The organism is Roseateles sp. P5_E8, assembly GCF_054177665.1.
Map to the genome: position 1 here is coordinate 32,045 of NZ_JBGCUM010000034.1, position 23,609 is coordinate 55,653.

The following is a 23,609-nucleotide window of genomic DNA, read 5'->3' on the forward strand; positions in this document are numbered from 1 at the left end:
TCACGGCGAGTCGTCCCGGGCGCGCAGGGCCCGGGGCGACAGGCAACTCACTCGTCGTTGAACAGCGGCTCGGGCAGGTAGAGCCCCGCGGCTACGGTCATGCCGAAGAGACTACCCGACAAGGGCATGGCCATCAGTTCGGCGGTGCTCAGGCCCACGCGGGCCGTGGAGACGGCGAGCTGGTCACCCGCCGGGCCACCGAAGGCGGGGCAGGTGACGTCGCGCACCGGCAGCTTGTAGCGCGCCAGCAGCCGGCCGTCCGGCGCGTAGTGGGCCACGGCCGCGTTGCCCCATTCGGCGTTCCACAGGCAGCCCTTGGCGTCGATGGTGGAGCCGTCGGGCCAGCAGTCGTCGAGCTCTTTCTTGACGAACAGGCGCGGCTCGCTGACGCGGGCGCTGGCCGAGTCGTAGTCGCAGACCATGATGCGGCGCGTTGGCGTGTCGCAGTAGTACATGCGCTGGCCATTGGGGCTGAAGCAGATGCTGTTGGCGATGGCGACACCGTCCAGTGCCAGGCGGCGCAGGCCGTGGGCCAGCGTGTATTGGTAGAAGCCGCCGATGGGCCGGCGCGGCTCGGCTTCGTCCAGCGTGCCGAAGACGAAGGCGCCGCTGCGGTCACAGCGACCGTCGTTGGCGCGCGTGGTGGGCAGGTGGGCTTCGAGGGGCGCGATGGTCTCGGGCTCGGCGGCGACGCTGCCGGTGGCCTGCAGGTCGGGCAGCCTCAGGCGCGCGAGTCGCTTGGCCATGGCCAGGATGATGGCGCCGGAGCGGCCGTGCACGAAGCAGCCGACGCGCTCGGGCAGGCGCACCTGCAGCGTGGCACTGGCGCCGGGCGTCCAGGCGTAGATGCAGGCACCTTCGATGTCGGTCCACCACCAGCGGCCACTGGCGGCATGCCACTGGATGCCTTCGCCGAGGGTGTTGGCTTGGGCGAGGGCGAGGGCGAAGGGGTGTTCAGTGCTCATCGGGTTTGTCTTCCAAGCTGGCGCGGGCCTGCTTGCGGGCGATGGCGCCGGCGTGGCGGCGGCGCTCGTCGGGGGTGAAGGGGCGCAGCGGCGCCACCGGCACGGGCTTGTTGTCGTCGCCCACGGCCACCATCGTGAAGTAGCAGCTGTTGACGTGCCGCACCTCCTGCGTGCGGATGTTCTCGGCCACGACCTTGATGCCGACTTCCATCGACGAGGTGCCGGTCATGTTGATGCTGGCCAGGAAGGTGACCAGCTCGCCGACATGGATGGCCTGGCGAAAAATCACGCGGTCCACCGACAGCGTGACGACGTAGCGGCCGGCATAGCGGCTGGCGCAGGCGTAGGCGACCTGGTCCAGCAGCTTGAGGATGTTGCCGCCGTGGACGTTGCCGGAGAAATTGGCGGTGTCCGGTGTCATCAGCACCGTCATCGTCAGTTGGTGGGCGGGCAGGTCCATGGGGGCGGTTTTCAGCGGGTCACGAGAAGCGGTGGATTGTCGTGCTGCGGAACACCTCGCCCGGCCTCAACACGGTGCTGGGCCAGTCGCTGCTGGCTTCGTGGTGCGGTGAGTCGGGGTTGTGCTGGGTCTCCAGGCACAGGCCGTCGCCCTGACGGTAGATGCGGCCTCCTGGGACGTTGCTGGCGGCCAGGCTGCCGTCGAGGAAGTTGCCGGAATAGAACTGGACGGCCGGCTCGCTGGTCAGGATGTCCATGCGGCGGCCGGAGTGCGGGTCCTCCAGCGTGGCGGCGGGGCGCAGGCCGTCGGCGTTCAGGTCGCCGTCGAGCAGCCAGTTGTGGTCGTAGCCCTTGGCGCGCAGCAGCTGCGGGTGGGACTGGCGAATGCGCGCCACGATGGGCGTCGACTGGCGGAAGTCGAAAGGTGTGCCCGCGACGGCCGCGTGCTGCTGCGGGATCAGGTGCTGGTCCACCTCGCTGTAGCGCGACGCGGGGATCGTCAGGCGGTGGCGCAGCACCGAGCCCTGGCCGGCGAGGTTGAAGTAGTCGTGGTGGGTCAGGTTGACGACAGTGGCCCGGTCGGTCGTGGCCGTGTAGTCGACGCGCCAGCTGTTGTCGGTGGCGCTGACGGAATAGCGCACATAGACCCTCAGCTCGCCGGGGAAGCCTTGCTCGCCGTGCGGGCTCGTGTAGCTGAACAGCAGCGCCTGGGCCTCGCCGGCGCGAGGCTCGGCAGGCACCGCGCTCCACAAGCGATGGCCGAAACCTTCGGTGCCGCCGTGCAGGCAGTTGGGGCCGTCGTTGCGGCCCAACGCGTGGGTCTCGCCGTCCAGCTCGAAGCTGGCGCCGGCAATGCGGTTGCCATAGCGGCCGACGATGATGCCGAAGGACGGGTTGCGGTGGACGTAGTCGTCCAGGTTGTCGAAGCCCAGCACGACGTTGCCGGTCTCGCCTTGAGCGTCCGGCACCCACAGGCCGGTGACGATGCCGCCCAGCGTGATGGCGGTCAGCTTGAGGCCCAGGCCGTTGCTCAGCGTGTATTCATGGACGACGCGGCCATCGGGCAGGCGTCCGTACTCAACGCACTCGACGCTCATGCCCAGCCACCATCAACGACGAAGTCCTGTGCCGTGCACATCGCGCTGTCGTCAGCAGCCAGGAACAGCGCCATCGCCGCAATGTGCTGCGGCATCAGCGGCTCGTTGATGCACTGGCCCTTGGCGATCTCGACCTTGGTCTCTTCGGTGACCCAGAGCTTCAGCTGCTTCTCGGTCATGACCCAGCCCGGCACCAGCGTGTTGACGCGGATCTTGTGCGGACCAAAGTCGCGCGCCAGGCAGCGCGTCAAGCCTTGCGCCGCGGCCTTGCTGGCCGTGTACGCCGGCATGCCGCCCTGCTTGAGCATCCAGCTGATGGAGCCGAAGTTGATGATGCTGCCGCCACCGGCCGCCTTCATGTCGGGCAGCACGGCCTGCGCGGTGAAGAACTGGTGCTTGAGGTTGACGGCGACGCTGGCGTCCCAGAACTCGGACGTGGTGTCCTCAACGGCGTGGCGCTTGTCGTTGGCGGCGTTGTTGAGCAGCACCGTGAAGGGGCCGCTGCGCTCGCGCAGCGTGGCGATGGCCCCGCGCAGGGACTCGACGTTGCTGAGGTCAGCGGCGGCGAATTGCGGCGCGTGGCGCGAGCCGGCCAGGCGGGCGGCAAGCGCGTTGCCTTCATCCGCAGCCAGGTCGATGAAAGCCACTTTGGCGCCCTGTTCGGCGAACGTCTCCACCAAGTAAGCACCGATGCCGGTGGCCCCGCCGGTGATCAGGACGCCCCGGTCCTGGAGGCTGGGATAACGCGCGTAGGAACTCAAGGGCTGTCTCCGGTCTGATGCTGGCCGGCTTCTCTGGCCGGGCGATGACCAGATTATTAGTCATACTTTTTTGTTTGCAAAGTCGTCGAATTCCGGGTTAACCCCGATGATCAAGGACAAATAGTCATACTTTAATGAGAGCCATGCCAGCGACAACAGCCGGCCCTGGGCCGCGCGTCGGCACTTGATCCAACTTCCCCCAGAGACAAGGGACCGCATCATGAGCGCCTCCACCACCCGCCCCTACCGCGGCGTCTTCCCGGTCGTTCCGACCATCTTCCACGCCGACGGCACGCTGGACGTTCCCGGCCAGCTGCGCTGCGTCGATTTCATGATCGATGCGGGCTCCACCGGCCTGTGCATCCTGGCCAACTTCTCCGAGCAGTTCGTGCTGTCGGACGCCGAGCGCGAGACGCTGACGCGCGCCATCCTGAAACACGTGGCCGGCCGCGTGCCGGTCATCGTCACGACGACGCATTACTCGACGCAGATCTGCATCGAGCGCAGCCAGCTGGCGCAACAGCTCGGCGCGGCGATGGTCATGGTCATGCCGCCGTACCACGGCGCCACCTTCCGCGTGTCGGAAGGCCAGATCGAGGGCTTCTACCAGCGCCTGTCCGATGCGATCGCGATTCCGATCATGATCCAGGACGCCCCCGTGGCCGGCACGCCGCTGTCGGTGCCCTTCCTGGCGCGCATGGCCGCCAACATCACCAACGTGAAGTACTTCAAGCTGGAGATGCCGCAGGCCGCCAGCAAGATGCGCGAGCTGATCCGCGTCGGCGGCGCCGCCATCGAAGGCCCGTGGGACGGCGAGGAAGCCATCACGCTGCTGGCCGACCTGGACGCAGGCGCCACCGGCGCGATGACGGGCGGCGGCTTCCCCGACGGCATCCGGCTCATCTTCGATGCCTTCCACCGTGGCGACCGCGAGGAAGCCGTGGTCCAGTACGGCCGCTGGCTGCCGCTGATCAACTACGAGAACCGCCAGGGCGGCATCCTGACCGCCAAGGCGTTGATGAAGGCCGGCGGGGTCATCAACAGCGATGCGCCGCGCCACCCCTTCCCCGAGATGAGCCCCGAGACGCGCGCGGGCTTGCTGGACGCCGCGAAACGACTCGATCCCCTGGTTCTTCGCTGGGGCAAGTAATGCGCGCCTTGATGGCGCTGGTGGCCGCACTGGCCCTGTGCCTGGCCGCGCGCGTGGACGCCGTGGAGCCGCAGGCCGAGCCCGGCGCGCACGACCCCACGCTGCTGATCACGGCCGACCGCTGGTTCGTCTTCACGACCGGCCGAGGCCTGCAACGGCTGGAATCGGCCGATGAAGGCAAGACCTGGCGCCGCCTGGCACCGGTGTTCAGCCAGGCACCCGCCTGGTGGGCCGAGGCCGTGCCCGAGCACAAGGGCGTCGACGTCTGGGCGCCCAAGGTCTTCCAGCATCAGGGCCGCACCTGGCTGCTGTATTCCATCTCCACCTTCGGCAAGAACCGCTCGGCCATCGGCCTGGCCAGCAGCGACAAGCCGGACGGCGGTGAGTGGCGTGACGACGGCCTCGTCGTGGCCAGCACGGCGACCGACAACTTCAACGCCATCGACCCCGACCTCTTTGTCGAGCGCGACGGCAAGTTGTGGCTCAGCTATGGCTCTTTCTGGGGCGGCCTGCGGCTGACCGAGCTGGACGCCAATACGCTGCGCCCCACGGGCGAATCGACCTTCATCGCCCGCCGCAAGGGCGGCATCGAGGCTCCCACCATCGTGCGACATGGCCACTGGGTCTACCTGTTCGCGTCCTACGACATGTGCTGCAAGGGCGCGCAAAGTACCTACAACGTCCGCGTGGGCCGCGCCCGCAATGTCGAAGGCCCCTACCTCGACCGTGAAGGCAAGGACCTGATGAACGAGGGCGCCACGCCGCTGCTGAGCGGCGGCGCTCGCTGGAAGGGCCCGGGCCACCAGGACGTCGTCGGCGACTGGTTCGTCCACCACGCTTACGACACCGAGCGCGGCGGCAAGCCGCACCTGCGCATCAAGCGCCTGAGCTGGACGCCCGACGGCTGGCCCGTGCTCGCACAAGAAGATTGAACCGGAGACACCCACCGTGGCTGGCTTGAAGTTGGAGAACGTCTGCAAGCGCTACGGCGCGGTGCAGGTCATCGAGAACCTGTCGCTGGACGTGGCCGAAGGCGAGTTCGTCGTCTTCCTGGGCCCGTCGGGCTGCGGCAAGACCAGCCTGCTGCGCATGGTGGCGGGACTGGAGGAGGTCAGCGGCGGCCGCATCCTCATCGGCGACCGCGACGTCACCGTCGCCCCGCCGGGGCAGCGCAACCTGGCCATGGTGTTCCAGCACTACGCGCTCTACCCGCACATGAGCGTTAGGGAGAACCTGGCGTTCGGGTTGAAGAACATCGGCCTGCCCGCCGACGAGATCGCCAGGCGCATCACCGAGTCGGCCCGCATGCTGGAGCTGGACACGCTGCTGGACCGCAAGCCGGGGCAGCTGTCGGGCGGCCAGCGCCAGCGCGTCGCCATTGGCCGTGCGGTGGTGAAGGAGCCTGGGATCTTTTTGTTCGATGAGCCGTTGTCGAACCTGGATGCGGCTCTGCGCGGGCGCACGCGGCTGGAGCTGGCGCAGCTGCACCAGCGCCTGGGCGCGACCATGGTGTTCGTCACGCACGACCAGATCGAGGCGATGACGCTGGCGACACGCATCGTGGTGATGAAGGGCGGCGCGATTGAACAGGTGGCGACGCCGGCGGAGCTGTATAGGCGCCCGGCGACGAAGTTCGTGGCGAGCTTCATTGGCACGCCGGGGATGGGGTTTGTGCCGGTCGAGCGGGCGGCGGATGACCGTGGGCGCGCCGTTGTCACGGTGCCGGGTGGCGCTGCGGTGACGACACGGGTTTCGGTGGATGGTTTGGCGTCGCAGGGCCTGGTGCTGGGCGTGCGGCCGGAGAACCTGCGAGTCGCGGAGCAAGGGCCTTTGCGCGGCCGCGTCGAGCTGGTGGAGTTCCTCGGCGAGCGGACGTTGGCTCACTTGAAGCTTGAGGGCGGCACGCCGTTGATCGTGACGGTGCCGGCGGGGGTGTCGCCGAAGCTCGGCTCTTACGTTGCTGTCAGTGTGGATGTGGCTGAGGCGCATCTGTTCGATGAGGCGGGTCGTGCGCATCACGCTCAGGAGGCTTTGTCGTGAGTGGCGGCTTGGTGGCCAGGCCCAGCCGGGATTTCGTCCCGGCGGCCGACTCACTTTTTGCGCCGCCAAAAAGTAAGCAAAAAGCTCTCCCCTGCGAAACCGCCCACCCCAAAGGCGGGTGGGTCCCCTGCGATGCTCGAAGCCCGGGGCCGCACCCAACTCACTTCGCTACGCTCCGTTCAGACAAAGGGGTGCGAAGTCAGAGCTTGAGGCTCGCTGCGCTCGCGCCCCGGGCTTCTGCGCTTCTCGGCGGTTTAGAAGGGGAGGTTCCCGAACACCCCCAACAGCCAACAGACAAGCCCGAAAGCCGGGTGGTGGATGTATTTCTGCATGCCCCCTTTAGCCCCGCCGAGCAGCGGAAGGCCTTGAGGGCGTGCGCGCAGCGCACTTCAAGAACTGACTCCGCGTGGTTGTCTGACCGCAGCGTAGCGAAGGGAGTTCCGCGCGGGCCCTCAAGGACTGAGCAGCGCAGGGAACCCCGAAGCGCAGCGCAGGGGCGGGGCGGTCGGGGGGAGCTCTTTGCTTACTTTCTGGCGGCCCAGAAAGTGAGTCGCCCGCCGGGGCGAATTCCCGGCACCACCCTAGCCACAAAGCCACCGGTGGAGCAGCCCCAATGAGCGCCCCGACTGTTGGCCTCCGCGCCTCGCGCCCCGCCTACGCCCTCTTCGTCCTCCCCTTCGTCACCCTCTACGCCCTGCTGCTGCTCTGGCCCCTGGCCAAAGGCGTGTGGACCAGCTTCCACGACCACGACCTGCTGTCCAACGACAGCTTCTGGGTGGGCCTGGGCAACTACCAGGAGCTGTGGGGCGACGAGGTCTTCCACCAGGTCGTGTGGAACACCATCCGCTTCGTGCTCATCAGCACGCCGATCTTCGTGATCCTGTCGCTGATGCTGGCCCTGGCACTGAACCGCCAAGGCAAGCTCGCCACCTTGCTGCGCGCCACCTTCTTCTGCGCGTCGGTGTTCTCCGTCACGCTGATCACGCTCGTGTGGAAGCTGGCGCTGATGCCCGAGCGCGGCCTCATCGCCCAGTTTTTCACGGCCCTGGGCCTGCCCGAGCTGCCGCTGCTGACGAGTGACAACCTCGCGCTGCTGACGGTCGCTCTGGTGACCGTCTGGTGGATCATCGGCCTGCCGATGATCATGTTCCTGTCGGCCCTGCAGCAGATCCCGAGCGACATCTACGAAGCGGCTGCACTGGACAACACGCCCAGATGGCGCGTGCTGACGCACATCACGCTGCCCAGCCTCAAGCGCGCCATCATCCTCGTCGCGCTGATCGAGGTGATCCGCCAGTTCCAGGTCTTCCCGCAGATCATGCTGATGACCAACGGCGGGCCCAACAACACGACGCGCTCGGTCGTGCAGTTCATCTACGAACAGGCCTTCATGCAGCTCTCGCTGGGCTACGCCACGGCGGCGTCGCAGGTGCTGCTGGCCATCATGCTCATCGGCGTTTCAACGCAGCTCTGGCTGGAACGTGACCGCAAGGGAGACGCACGATGAACCCGCTGCTCAGAAGAAGTTGGTTCGACCGCTCCGTGATGGTCGCGCTGACGTTGCTGGCCCTGGTCTGGATGGCGCCGCTGCTGTGGGTGCTGGCGCTGTCTTTCAAGCCCAACGAGTTCCTACTCACGCGCACCGACGTCTTCCTGGCGCCGCCCTACACGCTGGCCAACTACCTGGACATCCTGCAGACCTCGCAGGTGTTCCGCTGGCTGGGCAACAGCGCCCTCGTGGCACTGCTGCAGACCGTCGGCGTGCTGGTGCTGTCATCGCTGGCCGGCTATGGCTTTGCGCGCTGCGAGTTCCCGGGCCGCAAGTGGCTGTTTGCGCTGGTCATGTTCGGCCTGGCCGTGCCGGCGCAGTCGGTCTTCATCCCGCTGCACCGGCTGTTCTCGGAGTGGAACCTACAAAACACCATTGCCGGCCTGACGTTGCCCGGCCTGGCCGCGCCCTTCGGCGTCTACCTGATGACGCAGTACTTCAAGGCCATCCCGGCCGAGCTGGAAGAGGCCGCGCTGCTGGACAACGCCTCGCGCTTCAAGACCTTCCTGACCATCATCCTGCCGCTGACGCTGCCGGCGCAGGCCACCCTCGGCATCTTCACCTTCCTGGGCTGCTGGAACGACTACCTCTGGCCGCTGGTCATCGCGACGCAGCCGGACATGTACACGCTGACGCGCGGCCTGGCGTCCACGCAGACCAACTTCGCTCAGTCGGAGGGCCTGGGCTTCCTGATGGCCCAAGCCGTCTTCGCGGGCATGCCGGCGCTGATGCTGTATCTCTTCTTTCAGCGCCACCTTGTCACCGCCGTGGCCGGGACGGGCAAGTCATGAAGCGTTTGCTCATCTGTCTCTCTGCCGCGCTGCTTGCAGCATGTGGCGCACGCACGCCCGAAGCCGGCAAGACCGAGATCACGCTGATGCGCTTCTTCGGCAGCTGCGAGGCGCAGTACGGCCAGGTCGTGAAGACGTCCGAGGGCGTCGGCGAGTGCGGCATCGTCACGGCGCTGGTCAACGAGTTCAACGCGACCAACACCGACGGCATCGTCGTCAAGACGCAGATCGGCGAGTGGGGCCCGTACTACGACCAGCTCACCGCGCGCCTCGTCTCCAAGGACATCCCGGCCATCGCCGTGATGCACGAGTCGGCCCTGGGCGACTACGTGCGCCGCAAGCTGGTGCTGCCGCTGGACGAGGACTTCAAGCGCGTCGGCGTGCCGGTGGACGACTTCACCGAGCATGCGCGCCGCGGCACCTCGTTCAACGGTCAGACCTATGCGCTGCCCTTCGACACCTGGGCCTGGTTGTGGCACATCAACACGAGCTTGATGAAGAAGGCCGGGCTCGACGCGCTGCCACGCTCCCCCGAGGAATTGCTGGCGCAGGCGCGCCAGTTCAAGCAGAAGACCGGCAAGCCCTACTTCGCCTGGGCCGTGGCCAACGAGACGGCGGCGAATGACCGCACCTTCCTGACGTTGGTCGCGCAGCAGAACGCCCAGCTGTTCTCCGCCGATGGCAAGACCATCAACATGCACCAGCCCGCCGTCGTCAACGCGCTGACGCTGATGCAGACGCTCTACCGCGAAGGCCATGTGCGGCCCAACCTCGACTACGCCGCCGCCAACCAGGCCTTCCTGAACGGCGAGGCGGGCGTCGTCGTCGTCGGCACCTGGACCATCGACCAGTTCCTGCGCGAGTCTCAAAAGCCCGAATCCAAGCTCAAGGGCGCCTACACGGTGAAGCCCTTCCCGCAGCTCTACGACAAGCCCGCCGTGTTCGCCGACGGTCATTCGTGGGCGCTGTTCAAGAACGGCACCCAAGACGCCAAGGCGCACGAGGCCAGCATCAAATTCCTGAAGTTCGTCTGGGACCACAGCGCCGAGTGGTCGCGCACCGGCCACCTGCCCGTCAGCAAGACCGTGGCGCAAAGCGAGGCCTTCCGTGCGTTGCCGCTGCGCGAGGCGCTGACCGAGATCACGCAGACCGGCGTCGGCATGCCCGGCAACGTGCCCACGCAGCGCGGCATCGAGCTGCTGATCGGCGAGGACGTGGCCAACGTGATGATCTCCGGCAAGCCGGTGGACGAGGTGCAGGCCAGCGTCGAGAAACGCGTCAACAAGGCATTGAAGAAGGCAAGACGATGACCTTCGAAGCCTCCCTGATCGTCGACCGCGACTTCGACCTCGCGCCGCTGGACCGCCGGCTGTTCGGCGTCTTCGTCGAGCACCTGGGCCGCTGCGTCTACAACGGCATCCACGAGCCAGGCCACCCCACTGCCGACGAGCACGGCTTTCGCGGTGACGTGGCCGAGCTGACGAGGGAGCTGGGCGCCACCATCGTCCGCTACCCCGGCGGCAACTTCATGTCGGGCTACAACTGGGAAGACGGCGTCGGCCCCAAGGACCAGCGCCCGCGCCGGCTGGACCTGGCCTGGTTCTCGACCGAGACCAACCAGGTCGGCACGCACGAGTTCATGGCCTGGTGCCGCAAGGTCGGCATCGAACCGATGTTCGGCGTCAACCTTGGCACGCGCGGGCCGGACGAGGCGCGGCACTACCTTGAGTACTGCAACCACCCGAGCGGCACAGCGCTGTCGGACCTGCGCCGCTCGCATGGCGCCGAAGAGCCGCTGGGCATCAAGTTCTGGTGTCTGGGCAACGAGATGGACGGCCCCTGGCAGATCTGCCAAAAGACGCCCGACGAGTACGGCCGCATCGCCAAGGAGACCGCCAAGCTGATGCGCTGGGTGGACCCGACCATCGAGCTGGCCGCCTGCGGCTCATCGGCCTATGACATGCCGACCTACGGCGTCTGGGAAGACCGCGTGCTGGAGCACTGCTTCGAGCAGGTGGACTACCTGTCGCTGCACAGCTACTTCGTCAAGCCGCCCGCGGACACCAGCACCGAGAGCTTCTTCGCGCAGATCGAGACGAATGCGCGCTACATCGAAGACACGGTGGCGATTGCGGATTCGGTCGCCACGCGCAAGCGGTCGACGAAGCGGCTGAAGTTGTCCTTCGACGAGTGGAACGTCTGGTACCGCGCCCGCCACGGCGAGCATCTGAAGCAAGCGGGCTGGCCCGAGGCGCCGCGGCTGCTGGAAGAGGTCTACACGGCCGAGGACGCACTGCTCATCGGCGGCATGCTGACGATGTTCATGAACCACGCGGACCGGCTCAAGGTCGCCTGCATGGCACAGCTGTGCAACGTCATCGCGCCCATCATGACCGAGCCGGGTGGCGCGGCCTGGCGGCAGACCATCTTCCACCCCTTCGCGCAGGCCGCGCGCTGGGCGCATGGCGACGTGCTGCGCTCGGTCGTCAAGTCGCCCGGCTTCGCCAACGCGAGGCATGGCGAGCTGCCCTATCTGTGCGCCAGCGTCGTCGACGACCCGGCCACCGGCCGCACGGCCGTCTTCCTGCTCAACCGCCACCTGAGCGAAGAGATGGGCCTGTCCATCACGCTGCGCGGCCTGGGGCACGAGCGCCGGCTCGTGCAGGCCGAGCAACTGCACAGCGCCGACCTGAACGCCAGCAACACCGTCGACGCGCCCGACCGCGTCGCGCCCCAGCCCTTGGCGGGCATCGCCATCCTCGACGAGCAGTTGAGCGTGACGCTCAAGCCCGCCTCCTGGAACGTCATCGTCACCCAAGCCATCCGCGCCGCATGACCTGGAACAACCCTCTCATTCCCCAGCGCGCCGACCCGCAGATCACGCTCGTCGACGGCCGCTACTGGTTCACCGCCTCGGTGCCCAGCTACGACGCCATCGAGATCCGCGCGGCGGACAGCATCACTGGCCTTGCGAGCGCGCCGACGAAGGTGATCTGGCGCAAGCACGACAGCGGCCCCATGAGCTTCCACGTCTGGGCGCCCGAGCTGCACCGCATCGACGGTCGCTGGTTCGTCTACTTCGCAGCCTCGGAGCGCGACGACATCTGGAAGCTGCGCATGTACGTCCTCGAATGCTTGGGGCAAGACCCGCTCACCGACGCCTGGGTCGAGCGCGGCCAGATTGCCACACCCGAAGAGGGCTTCTCGCTGGACGCGACGCCCTTCGAGCACGGCGGCAAGCGCTACCTCTGCTGGGCGCAGAAGAGCCCACCGACGGAGAGCAACCTCTACCTCGCCGAACTGTCCAACCCGTGGACGCTGAAGACCGCGCCGGTCGTCATCTCGCGCCCCGAGCTGGCCTGGGAGCGCATCGGCTTCTGCGTCAACGAGGGCCCGGCGCTGCTCAAACGCCATGGCCGCGTCTTCATCGCCTACTCGGCCGCCGCGACCGATGCGAACTACTGCATGGGCCTGCTGTGGGCGGACGAGAACGCCGACCTGCTGGACGCTGAGAGCTGGCACAAGTCGCCCACGCCGGTGTTCACGACGGATGAATCGGTCAGCCAGTTCGGCCCCGGCCACAACAGCTTCACGACCACGCCCGATGGCCAGACCGACCTGCTGGTCTATCACGCCCGCAACTACCGTGACATCGTTGGCGACCCGCTGAACGACCCCAACCGCCACACCCGCGTGCAGGCCTTTGGCTGGCGCGCGAATGGCTTCCCCGACTTCGGCACGCCTGTTGCCGATGGCCCCTACTCAATCTGAGACAACACATGCGCCTCATCGCTTCGTTCCTGCTCGCCCTGCCCGCTCTCGCCCAGGCGCTGAACAGCCCCGACGGCCAGCTCCAGGTCGACGTGTCTGTCAACGCCCAGCAGCAGCTGGTCTACACCGTGCAACGCGCCGGCCAGCCCGTGCTGCTGGCATCGCGCCTGGGCCTGGTGCTGGAGCAAGGCGACTTCGCCAACGGGCTCAAGCTCGTCGCGACCTCGCCCGTGAAGGCTCACCGCGAGCAGTACACGCTGGCAGCCGGCAAGAAGAGCAGCGTCGACTACCGCGCCAACGAGCAGCGCTTCACCGTCGCCAACGCCGCCGGCCAGAAGCTCGTGCTGACGCTGCGCGCCTCCAATGACGGCCTGGCGCTGCGCTACACGGTGGACGGCGCGGGTCGCAAGCAATTCAAGGACGAGCTGACCAGCTTTGCCTTCGCGCCGGAAGCTCGCGCCTGGCTGCAACCCATGTCTGTGGCCAAGACGGGCTATGCGCGCACCAACCCGTCCTACGAAGAGCATTACCAGGCCGACATCGCCGTCGGCACGAAGGCGCCGTCACATGCGGGCTGGGTCTTCCCGGCGCTGTTCCGCGCGGGCGCCAACTGGGTTGCGCTGACCGAAGCCGGCATGGACGGCCGCTTCCACGCGTCGCGCCTGGCAGGCGAATCCACAGGCGGCACCTACCGCATCGGCCTGCCCGAGCCCAGCGAGGTCTTCACCGGCGGCCATCTGCTGGCTGACGTGAACGGGCCGCTGACAACGCCCTGGCGCGTGCTGGCCATCGGCCCCTTGAAGACGGTCATGGAATCGACCCTCGGCACGGACCTCGCCGCGCCCGCCGTCGCCTTCGACAAGAAGAGGCTCCAGCCCGGCCACGCCTCCTGGAGCTGGGCCATCCTGAAGGACGACGCCACCGTCTTCGACGTGCAGAAACGTTTCGTCGACTACGCCGCCGACATGGGCTGGAACTACACGCTGGTGGATGCCTACTGGGACCGCAAGATCGGCGACGCCAAGATGAAGGAACTGGCCGACTACGCGAAGACCAAGAACGTCGGGTTGCTCGCCTGGTACAACTCCTCGGGCGCCTGGAACGACACCGATATGAGCCCGAAGAGCGCGCTGCTGACCCCGGCAGACCGCGCCAAGGAGTTCGCCCGCATGAAGGCCATCGGCGTGAAGGGCCTGAAGGTGGACTTCTTCGGTGGCGACGGCGCCTCCATGCAGGCCTACTACGTGGCCCTGTTGAAGGAAACCGCTGCGGCCGGCCTGCTGCTGAACTTCCACGGCGCGACGCTGCCGCGCGGCTGGAGCCGCACCTACCCCAACCTGCTGACGGTGGAGGCCGTGAAGGGCTTCGAGTTCGCCACCTTCACGCAGGGCGACCAGGACAAGGTCGTCGGCCACGCGGCCATGCTGCCGTTCACGCGCAACCTGTTCGACCCCATGGACTTCACGCCCGTGGTGTTCCATGAGATTCCCAAGATCAAGCGCGCCACGCGCAACGGCTTCGAGCTGGCCGAGAGCGTCCTCTTCCTGTCGGGCATCCAGCATTTCGCCGAGACGCCCGAGGGCATGGCCACGGTGCCGGCCTATGTGAAGGGCTTGCTGCGCGAGTTGCCGCGCCACTGGGATGAGGTGCGCTTCCTGGACGGTGAGCCGGGCAAGTTCGCTGTCATCGCCCGCCGCGCCGGCAAGCAGTGGTTCGTTGCCGGCATCAACGCCGACGACCAGCCGCGCGAGATCACGCTCGACCTAGCCTGGCTGGGCGACCGCGAAGGCCAGCTCATCACCGACGGCGCAGGTGAGCGCGAGTTCGCCGAGAGCAAGCTCGCGGCCCCCGCGGCCAAGCTGACGCTGGCGCCCAAGGGCGGCTTCGTCGCCCGCTTTCGATAATGAAGGCTTCAGCGACTAGCCTGGCTCCCATGCGAACCCGAGCGGACCACTCCACCTACAGCGCCCAGACCGAGGGCAAGGGCAAGAGCCAGCACGGCCGCATCGTCAGCGAGCTGGGCCTGTCCATCGTCGGCGGCGAGCTGAAGCCCGGCGACAAGCTGCCGCCCGAGGCCCAGCTGCTGGAGCGCTACGAGATCAGCCGCCCCGTGCTGCGCGAGGCGGTGCGCGTGCTGGTCGCCAAGGGCCTGGTGGTGTCGCGTCAGCGCGCCGGCGCCATCGTGCGGCCACGCAACGAGTGGCATCTGCTGGACCCGGACGTGCTGTACTGGCTCATCCAGGCCCAGCCCCAGCGCGACTTCGTGCAGACGCTGCTGGAAGTGCGCCAGATTTTCGAGCCCGCCGCCGCCGCACTGGCCGCCCGCGCCGCGACAGACGAGCAGCTCACGTCGATTGCCAAGGCCTACGAGGGCATGGCCGCCGCCAAGACGACCGAGGAGCTGCTGGAGCCCGACCTGGCCTTCCACCGCCGCATCGCCGAGGCCACGGGCAACGACCTGCTGGCCTACATCGGCAACATGCTGTCGCTGGCGCTGCGCGAGTCCATCACGTTGTCCAGCCAGTTGCCCAACACGCATGAGCTTTCGCTGCCGCGCCACAAGGCCATCCTGACCGCGCTGCAGGCCCGCGACCCCCTCGGCGCCCGCCAGGCCACGCTGGTGCAGCTGGACGAAACCGGCGACGACATCAACAGCGTGCTTGCCAACGATGGGCGGGTCAATCTTGCTTAAGAAAGTCACCCCCATGGCCCGCGACGATGACGATGACGCCAGCGGTCTGACCGACGCCAGCCCCAACCCGAACTGGTTCCTGCGCGCGCGGCTCAAGACGCGCCAGCTGCTGCTGCTGATCGCGCTGGACGACGAGCGCAACATCCACCGCGCCGCCGAAGTCCTCTGCATGACGCAACCGGCTGCCTCCAAGCAGCTCAAGGACCTGGAGGACATGCTGGATGTGAAGCTCTTCGAGCGCCACCCGCGCGGCATGGAGCCCACGCTCTACGGCGAGACCATGATCCGCCACGCGCGGATGGCGCTGACGTCGCTCTCGGCGGCGCACGATGACATCGTCGCGTTGAAGCACGGCCTGTCGGGTCAGGTGGAGGTGGGCGTCATCATGACCCCCGCCATGGGCCTGCTGCCGCGCGCCATCTCGCGCATCAAGCTGCAGGCGCCCCGCTTGCGCATCGGCGTGCAGATGGACAGCAGCAAGGCGCTGCTGGACATGCTGCGCCGGGGCAAGCTGGACTTCATGATCGGCCGCATCGTCGAGGAGGAAGGCGCCGCCGGCATGCACTACGAGGAGCTGACCGTCGAGCCCGCCTGTGCCGTCGCCCGCGTGGGCCACCCGCTGTTGAAGGCCGACAACCTCAAGCTCGCCGACCTCGCCAACCAGCCCTGGATATTGCCGCCGCAGGGCAGCGTGTTGCGCCACCGCTGGGAACTGATGTTCCGCCGCGCTGAGCTGGAGCCGCCGGCGAACAACGTCGACACGACGGCCTTGTTGTTGATCACGGCCTTGTTGCAGCAGACGGATTCACTGCATGTGATGCCCGTCGAAGTGGCGCGCTATTACGCGTCGCTGAACGTGCTGGCGATCTTGCCGATTGAGCTGCCCTGCCACATGGATGCGTTCGGCATCATCACGCGTGAAGGGCATCTGATGTCGCCGGGGGCGAGGCAGTTGCTGCATGAGGTGAGGCTGGCGGCGCGGGACTTGTATTAGGGCCTGCGGTGGCGCCCCCTGGCTCGGGGGGAGCCGGCTGCGCTGTAAACGCGGCGATTGAGACGGTGCGGAGACGCTGCCTGGGCAACATGGGCCGCATTGCCGCCGTCAGGTCGTGGACCGTCCGGCAACTCACCGCGCCCCTCTGGTCTGGCTGGGCGCGAAACCTCTTAGCCCCAAGGAGACGACGTTGACCGCACAGATCTCAAACATGCGCCCGATGCCGCCCCGCGCCAGGCGAGCCGATTCGCTCAAGTGGGCCACCATCAGTGGGGCGCTGCTGGTGCTCTGCAACCCCAGCCTCGCCGCAACCACGGCCGCCTCGGTGACCATTCGGCAGGTCGGCGATTCGCAGACGCCCAACACCCTGAATTTCGCCGGCGTGGGCAACGACCGGTTGCGTGCGGCCATTGGCGAATACACCAAGGCGCCAGTCACCACCTCGGGTAGCGCCACGGCAGGCAACGGCAAGATATCCACCTTCGCCAGCGCCTTCAACAGCCGACCCGGTACCTCGGGCGCAGAACCGACCAGCGCCGAGACCACCGCTACCGCCTCTTTGACTGACAGCTTCACGGTCAGCGCGACCGGCGACGCTCCCATAGAAATGGTGTTCGCGCTGCATGCCGCCGGCAACGTGACGGCGTTCAACAGCGCTACGAACGCCAACCTTGGCTTTGGCGGCGCCGGCGCAACGGCCAGTTGGCAGATCAGCCTGTCGGGGCCAGATGTCTCGCTTTCAGCCTCGGGCAGCGTGGCTGAACAGAAGACCCTCGTCAGTCGCAACCCTTTCCTGATCAGCATCGTCCGTACCGAAACCGGCCTCGGCTTCAGCGAGTTCTCGATGCTGGTGGGGGTGACCCCGGGCCCGGCCGGGACGACCTTCAACTTGTCGATGCTTGCCGAGGCGAGCGCGGGCGTCCAGCGGGGCAATGATGGCAGTCAGAGCGCCCTTGCCGACTTCGGCAACACGCTTGAGTGGATGGGCTTGGCGCGCGTGACCCTGCAAGACGGCAGCCCCTACCTCGGGACTTTGTCCATCACCAGTGATTCGGGCTTTGACTACGGGCGGGCGGTGTCGGCCGTGCCGGAGCCCGAGAGCTATGCGTTGATGCTGGGCGGCCTGGCCCTCGTCTGCTGGATCAAGCGGCGGCGGGGTTGAACGCGACTGAGCGCGGGTTCGGGGTGGGCCGCTCTCGCGGATGCTTTTGCGTAGACCGTGCCTGCTCGGCGCATTGCCGGGAGTCCCGTCCGGCGGCTGGGTAACTTTGGCGAAACCTTCGGTTTTCTTCTGCGGCGCCAGAAGCGGGCGGCGTGGCTTCAGTCTTCGTCGGGTTCGGCGAACTTGGCCTGAAACGCCTCGGCGAACTCGGCCGACGCGCTGAACGTCAGCGTCACCGTCACCCAGTCGCCCGCCTCGTGCTGCACCAGCAGCTCGTGGTCCCAGGCGCAGCCATCCTCCACCGGGCCCTGCCGGCCGCCGAACTCGGCCTGCGCCCAGGCCAGCACCTGCTCCACCTCGACCATCACGGCGGCATGTTCGGTCTCGCGGGTGGAGGCCATGGCCTCCAGCGTGAGGATGTCGTCGGAGCTATCGCTGAGGTCGAAGCTGAGGTGGCGCATGCGGCGTGGGCTGTTCCTGGCCCGATTGTGTCAGCCGGTAAGTCACGACCTTGTGCCCACACCCCCCGCCGTTAGCATCCGCGCTGGTGGCATCGCGGGCTCGGGCTCTCGCGCAGGCGAGCGTCCACAGGTCAGGGTCCTCAAAGCCATGCACATGCACCATCACCGTCTCGCGCTGCCGTTGTTGATCCTGTCACTGCTGGCGGTGGCGCCAGCCGGGGCCGCGACACCGCAGCCCGCCTCGTCCGGGGCCGTCGAGGCACGGTTGAACGTCCAGCAGTTCCACGTCACGGGCAATACGCTGCTGCCAGAAGCCACGCTGCTGCAGGCCCTCGAGCCCTTCAAGGGCGAGCACAGTCTGGCCGAACTGCAGCAGGCCGCCGCCGCCGTGCAGGCGCTGTACCGTCAGGCCGGCTACGGCGGGGTGGTTGCCTATCTGCCGGTGCAGAGCCCGGCGCCCGGCACGCTGACCATTGCGGTGCTGGAGGGTCGGTTCAGCAAGATCACCTTCAGCGGCAACGCCCGCACCGGCGAGGCCGCGCTGCGGCGCAGCCTGCCGCTCTTGCGCGAAGGCCTGACGCCGCAGCCGCAGCGCCTGGACGCGCAGATCCAGCTCGCCAACGAGAACCCCGCACGCCAGGTGGCGGTGTCGCTCGAGCCGGGCGCGCAGCCCGGCGAGGTGGACGCGCAGGTGCTGGTGAAGGAGCAGCCGCCCGCGCGCTGGACGCTCGGCCTGGACAACACCGGCAACGCCAGCACCGGCCGCATGCGCACCTCCGTCGGCTATCAGAGCGCCGAGCTCTGGGGGCTGGACCATGTGCTGTCGCTGCAATACCAGACCTCGCCCGAGAAGCTCGATTCGGTGTCGGTGCTGAGCGCGGGCTACCGCATGCCGCTGTACGGCGCCGGCCTGATGCTCGACGTCTTCGCCGCGCATTCCGACGTCGACGGCGGCCGCACGGCCACGGTGGCGGGGCCGTTGCAGTTCGACGGCAGGGGCGACGTGCTGGGCATGCGCCTGGGCGGGCGGCTCGCGCGCAACGGCGAGCGGGTGCAGCGGCTCGCCGCAGGGCTGGACCGGCGCGCCTATCGCAACAACTGCAGCATCGAGGGCCTGCCGGCGGGTGCCTGCGGCAGCGCCGGCGAGAGCGTGACCGTGCATCCGCTGTCGATCGACTACCAGCTGCAGTGGACGGGCAGCGACCCGGCGAGCCTGGCGCTGACCCTGTCGCAGAACCTCGAAGGCGGCACCCATGGCCGCGCCGCGGATTTCCAGGCGGTGCGCCCGGGCGCCAATCCCGGTTTCATGGTGCTCAAGCTGCAGGCGGCCCGCGCCAGTGCCCTGCCGGACGGCTGGCAGCTGCAGTGGCGCCTGCAGGGGCAGGCCAGCCCCGACGCCCTCGTGCCGGGCGAGCAGCTGGGGCTCGGCGGCGCCAACGCCGTGCGCGGCTATGGCGAGCGCGAGCTGATCGGCGACCAGGGGCTGCTCGGCTCGCTGGAGGTCCTCAGCCGCGATTTCGCGCCGCTCGTGGGCGGCGCGCAGGCCCAGTTGCGCGGCCTGTTCTTCGTCGACGCAGGCAAGGTCTGGAACCACCTCGGCACGCCTTGCCGCAACGGGCAGTCGCGCTGCGCGCTGGCGTCGGTGGGCCTGGGCGCACGCATGATGATCGCCGGGCTGCAGCTGCGCCTGGACCTGGCGCACACGCTCAAACCGGGCCTCCAGACGGACCGGCACGAGCAGCACGTGCACGTGAACGCCACCTACAGCTTTCCCTGAGGCCTGAGCCATGAACCGAGCCCTCTTGCCGCGACACCTCAAGTTCCGCCCGCTGGCGGCCGCGCTGGCCCTGGCGGCCATGGCCTGCGCGCAGGCGCAGCAGACCTTGCCCAGCGGGCTGCAGGTCGCGGCGGGCCAAGCCTCGGCGCAGACCCAGGGCGGCGTGCTGACCGTGACGAATTCGGCCAACGCCATCCTGAACTGGCAGAGCTTTTCCATCGGCGCCCAGAACGCCGTGCGCTTCGTGCAGCCCAGCACGAGCAGCCAGGTGCTCAACCGCGTGACCGGCAACGACCCCTCGGCCATCCTCGGCAGCCTGAGCAGCAACGGGCGCGTCTGGCTGCTCAACCCCAATGGCGTGCTGTTCGGCCAGGGCGCCCGCGTCGACGTGGCCGGCCTCGTCACCTCGACGCTGAACATCGCCAACGAGGACTGGCTCGCCGGCCGCTACGTGCTCGGTGGCGCCGAGCCGGCGGCGGGCATCGTCAACCAGGGCGAAATCCGCACCAGCCTGGGCGGGCGCGTGGCCCTCGTGGGCGGCTCGGTCGAGAACCAGGGCCTCATCGAGGCCCCGGGCGGGCAGGTGCTGCTGGCTGCCGGGCGCAGCGTCGAGCTGGTCGACACCGGTGCGCCCAATCTCGCCGTCAGGATCACGGCGCCGCAGGGCGATGCCTTGAACCTCGGGAGCCTCAGCGCGGCCGGTGGGCGCATCGACGTGCATGGCGCGGCCGTCAACCAGCAGGGCCTGGTGCGCGCCGACAGCCTGTCGGTGGGGCCGGGCGGTGAGATCGTGCTGCAAGCCAGCGAGCGCCTGACGCTGGCCGCGGGCAGCGTGACGAGCGCGGACGCGGCGGCGGGCGGCGGTGGGCGGGTCCTGCTGCTCGGCCGGGAGGTCGGCGTGCTCGACGGCGCCGCGGTCAGCGCCTCGGGGCGCGACGCCGGCGGCACCATCCTCGCTGGCGGCGGCGTCCAGGGGCGCGATGCCTCCGTGCCCAATGCCCAGGCCCTCTTCCTCGGCCGTGGCGCCAGCCTGTCGGCGGACGCGCTGGGCCAGGGCAACGGCGGGCAGATCGTCCTCTGGAGCGACCTGGCGACGCGTGCCTACGGCGCCTTGAGCGCCCGCGGCGGCGCCCTCGGCGGCAACGGCGGCCTGATCGAGACCTCGGGCGGCTGGCTGGACTCGCGGCCCGCGCGCCTGGACGTGAGCGCTCCGCGCGGCCGTGCCGGCACCTGGCTGCTCGACCCCTACAACATCACCATCACCGACGGCGGCAGCGGCGTCGACACCGGCTTCGACGCCAGCTTCACGGCCAACGCCGACGACGCGGTGGTCACCACGGCCACCCTCAACGCTGCGCTGACCGCGGGCACCAATGTCACGGTCTCGACCGGCACCGGCGGCACGCAGGCCGGCAACATCACGGTCACGAGCGCCAACATCACGCCCTCCAACACCGCGCCGGTCACGCTGACGCTGCAGGCTGCCGGCGACATCGTGCTGGACAACACCCACATCACCAACAGCGGTGGGCCGCTGAACGTGTCGCTGCAGGCGGCGGGGAGCGGCGTCGGTGCGGTCAGCATCAACAACACCCACATCTGGACCGGCGGGGGCAACCTCACCATCGGCGGCCCCGGCGGCGGCCCGGCCGTGGGCCGCCCCGGCATGCCCGACGGCGTCAAGATCGTCGCCGTCGACATCACGACGGACGCCGGCGGCAGCGGCCCCGTCGGCGACGTCACCATCAACGGCAGGACGGCCGAGACCGGCGGCCGCGGCGTGTACTTCCCCATCGACCCCTCGTTCAGCAGCAACTTCGTCAGCACCGTCAACAACTTCACCGTCACCGGCAACTCGACCAGGGGCCGCGGCGTGGAGATCAACGATCTCTACCTGCAGCAAGCCAATGCTGCGATCACCATCACCGGCACCGGCACGGACGGCCTCTACATCACCAACCAGCAGTTCCCGCAGGTCTACCTCGGCGGCGCCAGCGTGACCCTGACCGGCGTTTCCACCGGCACCGGCTACGGCCTCTACATGGCGTCGGATCCGGCCAGCAGCAACCTGATCTACACCAGCTCCGGCGACCTCAAGGCCACGGGCCAGAACACGCAGGGCGGCCTGAATGCCCTGACGATCATGGGCGGCGGCGCCGACATGTTCTCGCTCAACGGCAACCTCACGCTGACGGCCCTCGGCGGCGGCGCACTGCTGAACGGCCTGAGCATGAGCACCGATGCCATCAGCAGCCGGATCGAACTTTTCAGCGACACCACGCTGACCATCGACAACAGCTCGCTCACGGCCGATTTCATCCATGTGCGCAGCTTCTCGACCCAGCTGCTGGGCACGACCTCGCTCTACAGCGGTGGCCCGGGCACGGCCATCCTCATCGAAGGCCCGGCCAACAACCCGACCAGCTTCTTCGACAACAAGGCCGGCAGCGGCGCGCTGGGGATCGACTCCTCCTCCAGCGGGCGCTGGCTGATCTGGAGCTTCGACCCTGCCGGCAGCGCCAGCATCAACCTCGGCGGCCTGGGCTACAGCTTCCAGCGCTACGGCACCGGCGCCGTGGCCGATGCGGCCAGCGATTTCGGCAACGGTGTGGCTTCCTACAACGTGCAGTACGCCACCATGAACGGCACGGTGGCCCCGCGCGCCTACAACGGCACGACCAATGCCGCGCTCAGCAACCTGAGTTTCACGCTGGACGTGGCCGGCGACACGCCAGGCTCGATCAGCAGCTACACGGCCAATTTCTCCAGCAAGGACGTCGGCACGCGCGCCGTGACCCTCAACTTCAGCGCGCCGCCGCAGTTCATGGACGCCACCGGCCATCCGATCTACGGCTACACGCTGCAAAGCGCTGCCAGCGGCAACATCACGCCGGCCACGCTGACCGCCACCGTCAGCGCCGCCAACAAGGTCTACGACACCACCACCGGCGCCACGGTCAGCGTCAGCGGCATCACCGGCCTCGTCGGCAGCGAGACCGTGGGCGTGGCCGGCTCCGGCAGCTTCGCGAACAAGAACGTCGGCACGGGCAAGATCGTCACCGCCAGCTACCTGCTCAGCGACGGCAGCAACGGCGGCCTKGCYTCCAACTACCAGTTCCAGGCGCCSGCCGGCAACGTCACGGCCAACATCACGCCGGCSCCCATCAGCTTCAGCGCCACGGCCCAGRACAAGGTCTACGACGCGCAGCYGACCGCCACGCTCGCCAACATCGYCATCACGCCGCTGGGCAGCGACCAGCTCACGCTCAACGCGGGCACGGCGACGTTCAGCRACAAGAACGTCGGCACGGCCAAGCCGGTCTCCATCAGCGGCGCCAGCCTCWCGGGCRCGGACGCCGGCAACTACCAGCTCGCCGCGCCCACCGGCCTCRCGGCCAACATCACACCGGCCACGCTCACCTTCTCGGCAACGGCACAAAACCGCAGCTACGACGGCACGACCGTGGCCCAGTTCACCGGCCTGGGCGTCACGCCGCTGGGCAGCGACCAGGTGACGCTGAATGCCGGCACGGGCGCCTTCGCCAGCAAGGATGTCGGCACCGCCAAGGCCGTCAGCACCAGCGGCTTCAGCCTCTCGGGCTCCGACGCCGCCAACTACCTGCTGGCCGCGCCCACTGGCCTGGCCGCCGACATCACGCCGGCCACGCTGACCGCCACCGTCAGCGCCGCCAACAGGGTCTACGACACCACCACCGGCGCCACGGTCAGCGTCAGCGGCATCACCGGCCTCGTCGGCAGCGAGACCGTGGGCGTGGCCGGCTCCGGCAGCTTCGCGAACAAGAACGTCGGCACGGGCAAGATCGTCACCGCCAGCTACCTGCTCAGCGACGGCAGCAACGGCGGCCTTGCCTCCAACTACCAGTTCCAGGCGCCGGCCGGCAACGTCACGGCCAACATCACGCCGGCGCCCATCAGCTTC

19 protein-coding genes are annotated in these 23,609 nt (G+C 68.2%); 14 read left to right on the forward strand and 5 right to left on the reverse strand.

Annotated features, from left to right (window positions below):
* Positions 1 to 47: 47 nt before the first annotated feature.
* Genes ACXRVZ_RS18555 through ACXRVZ_RS18570 form a run of 4 tightly spaced genes read right to left on the reverse strand, consistent with a single transcriptional unit; the run spans position 48 to position 3,282 of the window.
* Complete coding sequence (locus ACXRVZ_RS18555; RefSeq protein WP_457425056.1) at positions 48 to 965, reverse strand: SMP-30/gluconolactonase/LRE family protein; 918 nt, start codon at positions 963 to 965, stop codon at positions 48 to 50.
* Positions 955 to 1,425: an acyl-CoA thioesterase gene (locus ACXRVZ_RS18560; protein ID WP_457425054.1), complete on the reverse strand. Its 471-nt coding sequence runs from the start codon at positions 1,423 to 1,425 to the stop codon at positions 955 to 957. Before ACXRVZ_RS18560 ends, ACXRVZ_RS18555 begins: the two co-directional genes overlap by 11 nt.
* 19 nt (positions 1,426 to 1,444) lie before the next feature.
* Entirely contained in the window at positions 1,445 to 2,521 is a 1,077-nt protein-coding gene (locus tag ACXRVZ_RS18565) for an aldose epimerase family protein (RefSeq protein ID WP_457425052.1), read from the reverse strand.
* Entirely contained in the window at positions 2,518 to 3,282 is a 765-nt protein-coding gene (locus ACXRVZ_RS18570) for an SDR family NAD(P)-dependent oxidoreductase (protein WP_457425050.1), read from the reverse strand. The genes ACXRVZ_RS18565 and ACXRVZ_RS18570 overlap by 4 nt, the downstream gene beginning before the upstream one ends.
* Positions 3,283 to 3,502: 220 nt before the next feature.
* On the opposite strand from ACXRVZ_RS18570, the gene ACXRVZ_RS18575 reads away from it, so the two are divergent.
* From ACXRVZ_RS18575 to ACXRVZ_RS18630, 12 genes are all read left to right on the forward strand, one after another.
* Positions 3,503 to 4,432: a dihydrodipicolinate synthase family protein gene (locus tag ACXRVZ_RS18575; protein WP_457425048.1), complete on the forward strand. Its 930-nt coding sequence runs from the start codon at positions 3,503 to 3,505 to the stop codon at positions 4,430 to 4,432.
* Complete coding sequence (locus ACXRVZ_RS18580) at positions 4,432 to 5,364, forward strand: arabinan endo-1,5-alpha-L-arabinosidase (protein ID WP_457425046.1); 933 nt, start codon at positions 4,432 to 4,434, stop codon at positions 5,362 to 5,364. Before ACXRVZ_RS18575 ends, ACXRVZ_RS18580 begins: the two co-directional genes overlap by 1 nt.
* Before the next feature lie 16 nt (positions 5,365 to 5,380).
* Positions 5,381 to 6,472 carry an ABC transporter ATP-binding protein gene (locus tag ACXRVZ_RS18585; protein ID WP_457425044.1) on the forward strand — a complete coding sequence of 364 codons (1,092 nt, stop codon included), beginning with the start codon at positions 5,381 to 5,383 and terminating at the stop codon, positions 6,470 to 6,472.
* Between the two features lie 613 nt (positions 6,473 to 7,085).
* Positions 7,086 to 7,979: a carbohydrate ABC transporter permease gene (locus tag ACXRVZ_RS18590; protein WP_457425042.1), complete on the forward strand. Its 894-nt coding sequence runs from the start codon at positions 7,086 to 7,088 to the stop codon at positions 7,977 to 7,979.
* Complete coding sequence (locus tag ACXRVZ_RS18595) at positions 7,976 to 8,812, forward strand: carbohydrate ABC transporter permease (RefSeq protein WP_457425040.1); 837 nt, start codon at positions 7,976 to 7,978, stop codon at positions 8,810 to 8,812. Before ACXRVZ_RS18590 ends, ACXRVZ_RS18595 begins: the two co-directional genes overlap by 4 nt.
* A complete protein-coding gene (locus ACXRVZ_RS18600; RefSeq protein WP_457425038.1) occupies positions 8,809 to 10,122 on the forward strand; it encodes an ABC transporter substrate-binding protein in 1,314 nt (437 codons plus the stop codon). Before ACXRVZ_RS18595 ends, ACXRVZ_RS18600 begins: the two co-directional genes overlap by 4 nt.
* Complete coding sequence (gene arfA / locus ACXRVZ_RS18605; RefSeq protein ID WP_457425036.1) at positions 10,119 to 11,648, forward strand: arabinosylfuranosidase ArfA; 1,530 nt, start codon at positions 10,119 to 10,121, stop codon at positions 11,646 to 11,648. Before ACXRVZ_RS18600 ends, arfA begins: the two co-directional genes overlap by 4 nt.
* Positions 11,645 to 12,583 carry a glycoside hydrolase family 43 protein gene (locus tag ACXRVZ_RS18610; protein ID WP_457425034.1) on the forward strand — a complete coding sequence of 313 codons (939 nt, stop codon included), beginning with the start codon at positions 11,645 to 11,647 and terminating at the stop codon, positions 12,581 to 12,583. The genes arfA and ACXRVZ_RS18610 overlap by 4 nt, the downstream gene beginning before the upstream one ends.
* An 8-nt stretch (positions 12,584 to 12,591) precedes the next feature.
* Positions 12,592 to 14,487 carry a glycoside hydrolase family 97 catalytic domain-containing protein gene (locus ACXRVZ_RS18615; RefSeq protein ID WP_457425032.1) on the forward strand — a complete coding sequence of 632 codons (1,896 nt, stop codon included), beginning with the start codon at positions 12,592 to 12,594 and terminating at the stop codon, positions 14,485 to 14,487.
* A 29-nt stretch (positions 14,488 to 14,516) separates the two neighbouring features.
* Positions 14,517 to 15,275, forward strand: coding sequence for a FadR/GntR family transcriptional regulator (locus ACXRVZ_RS18620; RefSeq protein WP_457425030.1), 759 nt, complete (start codon positions 14,517 to 14,519; stop codon positions 15,273 to 15,275).
* 13 nt (positions 15,276 to 15,288) lie between these two features.
* The gene (locus ACXRVZ_RS18625) at positions 15,289 to 16,269 is read left to right on the forward strand and encodes a LysR family transcriptional regulator (RefSeq protein ID WP_457425028.1); all 981 of its coding nucleotides are present in this window, start codon (positions 15,289 to 15,291) and stop codon (positions 16,267 to 16,269) included.
* A gap of 190 nt (positions 16,270 to 16,459) precedes the next feature.
* Positions 16,460 to 17,431: a PEP-CTERM sorting domain-containing protein gene (locus ACXRVZ_RS18630; RefSeq protein WP_458232679.1), complete on the forward strand. Its 972-nt coding sequence runs from the start codon at positions 16,460 to 16,462 to the stop codon at positions 17,429 to 17,431.
* Between the two features lie 158 nt (positions 17,432 to 17,589).
* Here ACXRVZ_RS18630 and ACXRVZ_RS18635 read toward each other — a convergent pair whose 3' ends face one another.
* Positions 17,590 to 17,892, reverse strand: a complete 303-nt coding sequence (locus ACXRVZ_RS18635) for a hypothetical protein (RefSeq protein ID WP_457425024.1) — start codon at positions 17,890 to 17,892, stop codon at positions 17,590 to 17,592.
* Between the two features lie 154 nt (positions 17,893 to 18,046).
* Between ACXRVZ_RS18635 and ACXRVZ_RS18640 the strand changes: the two genes are divergently transcribed.
* Together ACXRVZ_RS18640 and ACXRVZ_RS18645 are read left to right on the forward strand one after the other, a co-directional pair.
* The gene (locus tag ACXRVZ_RS18640) at positions 18,047 to 19,669 is read left to right on the forward strand and encodes a ShlB/FhaC/HecB family hemolysin secretion/activation protein (protein WP_457425022.1); all 1,623 of its coding nucleotides are present in this window, start codon (positions 18,047 to 18,049) and stop codon (positions 19,667 to 19,669) included.
* Between the two features lie 10 nt (positions 19,670 to 19,679).
* A partial coding sequence (locus ACXRVZ_RS18645) for a beta strand repeat-containing protein (protein WP_458232680.1) occupies positions 19,680 to 23,609 on the forward strand: 3,930 nt, incomplete at its 3' end.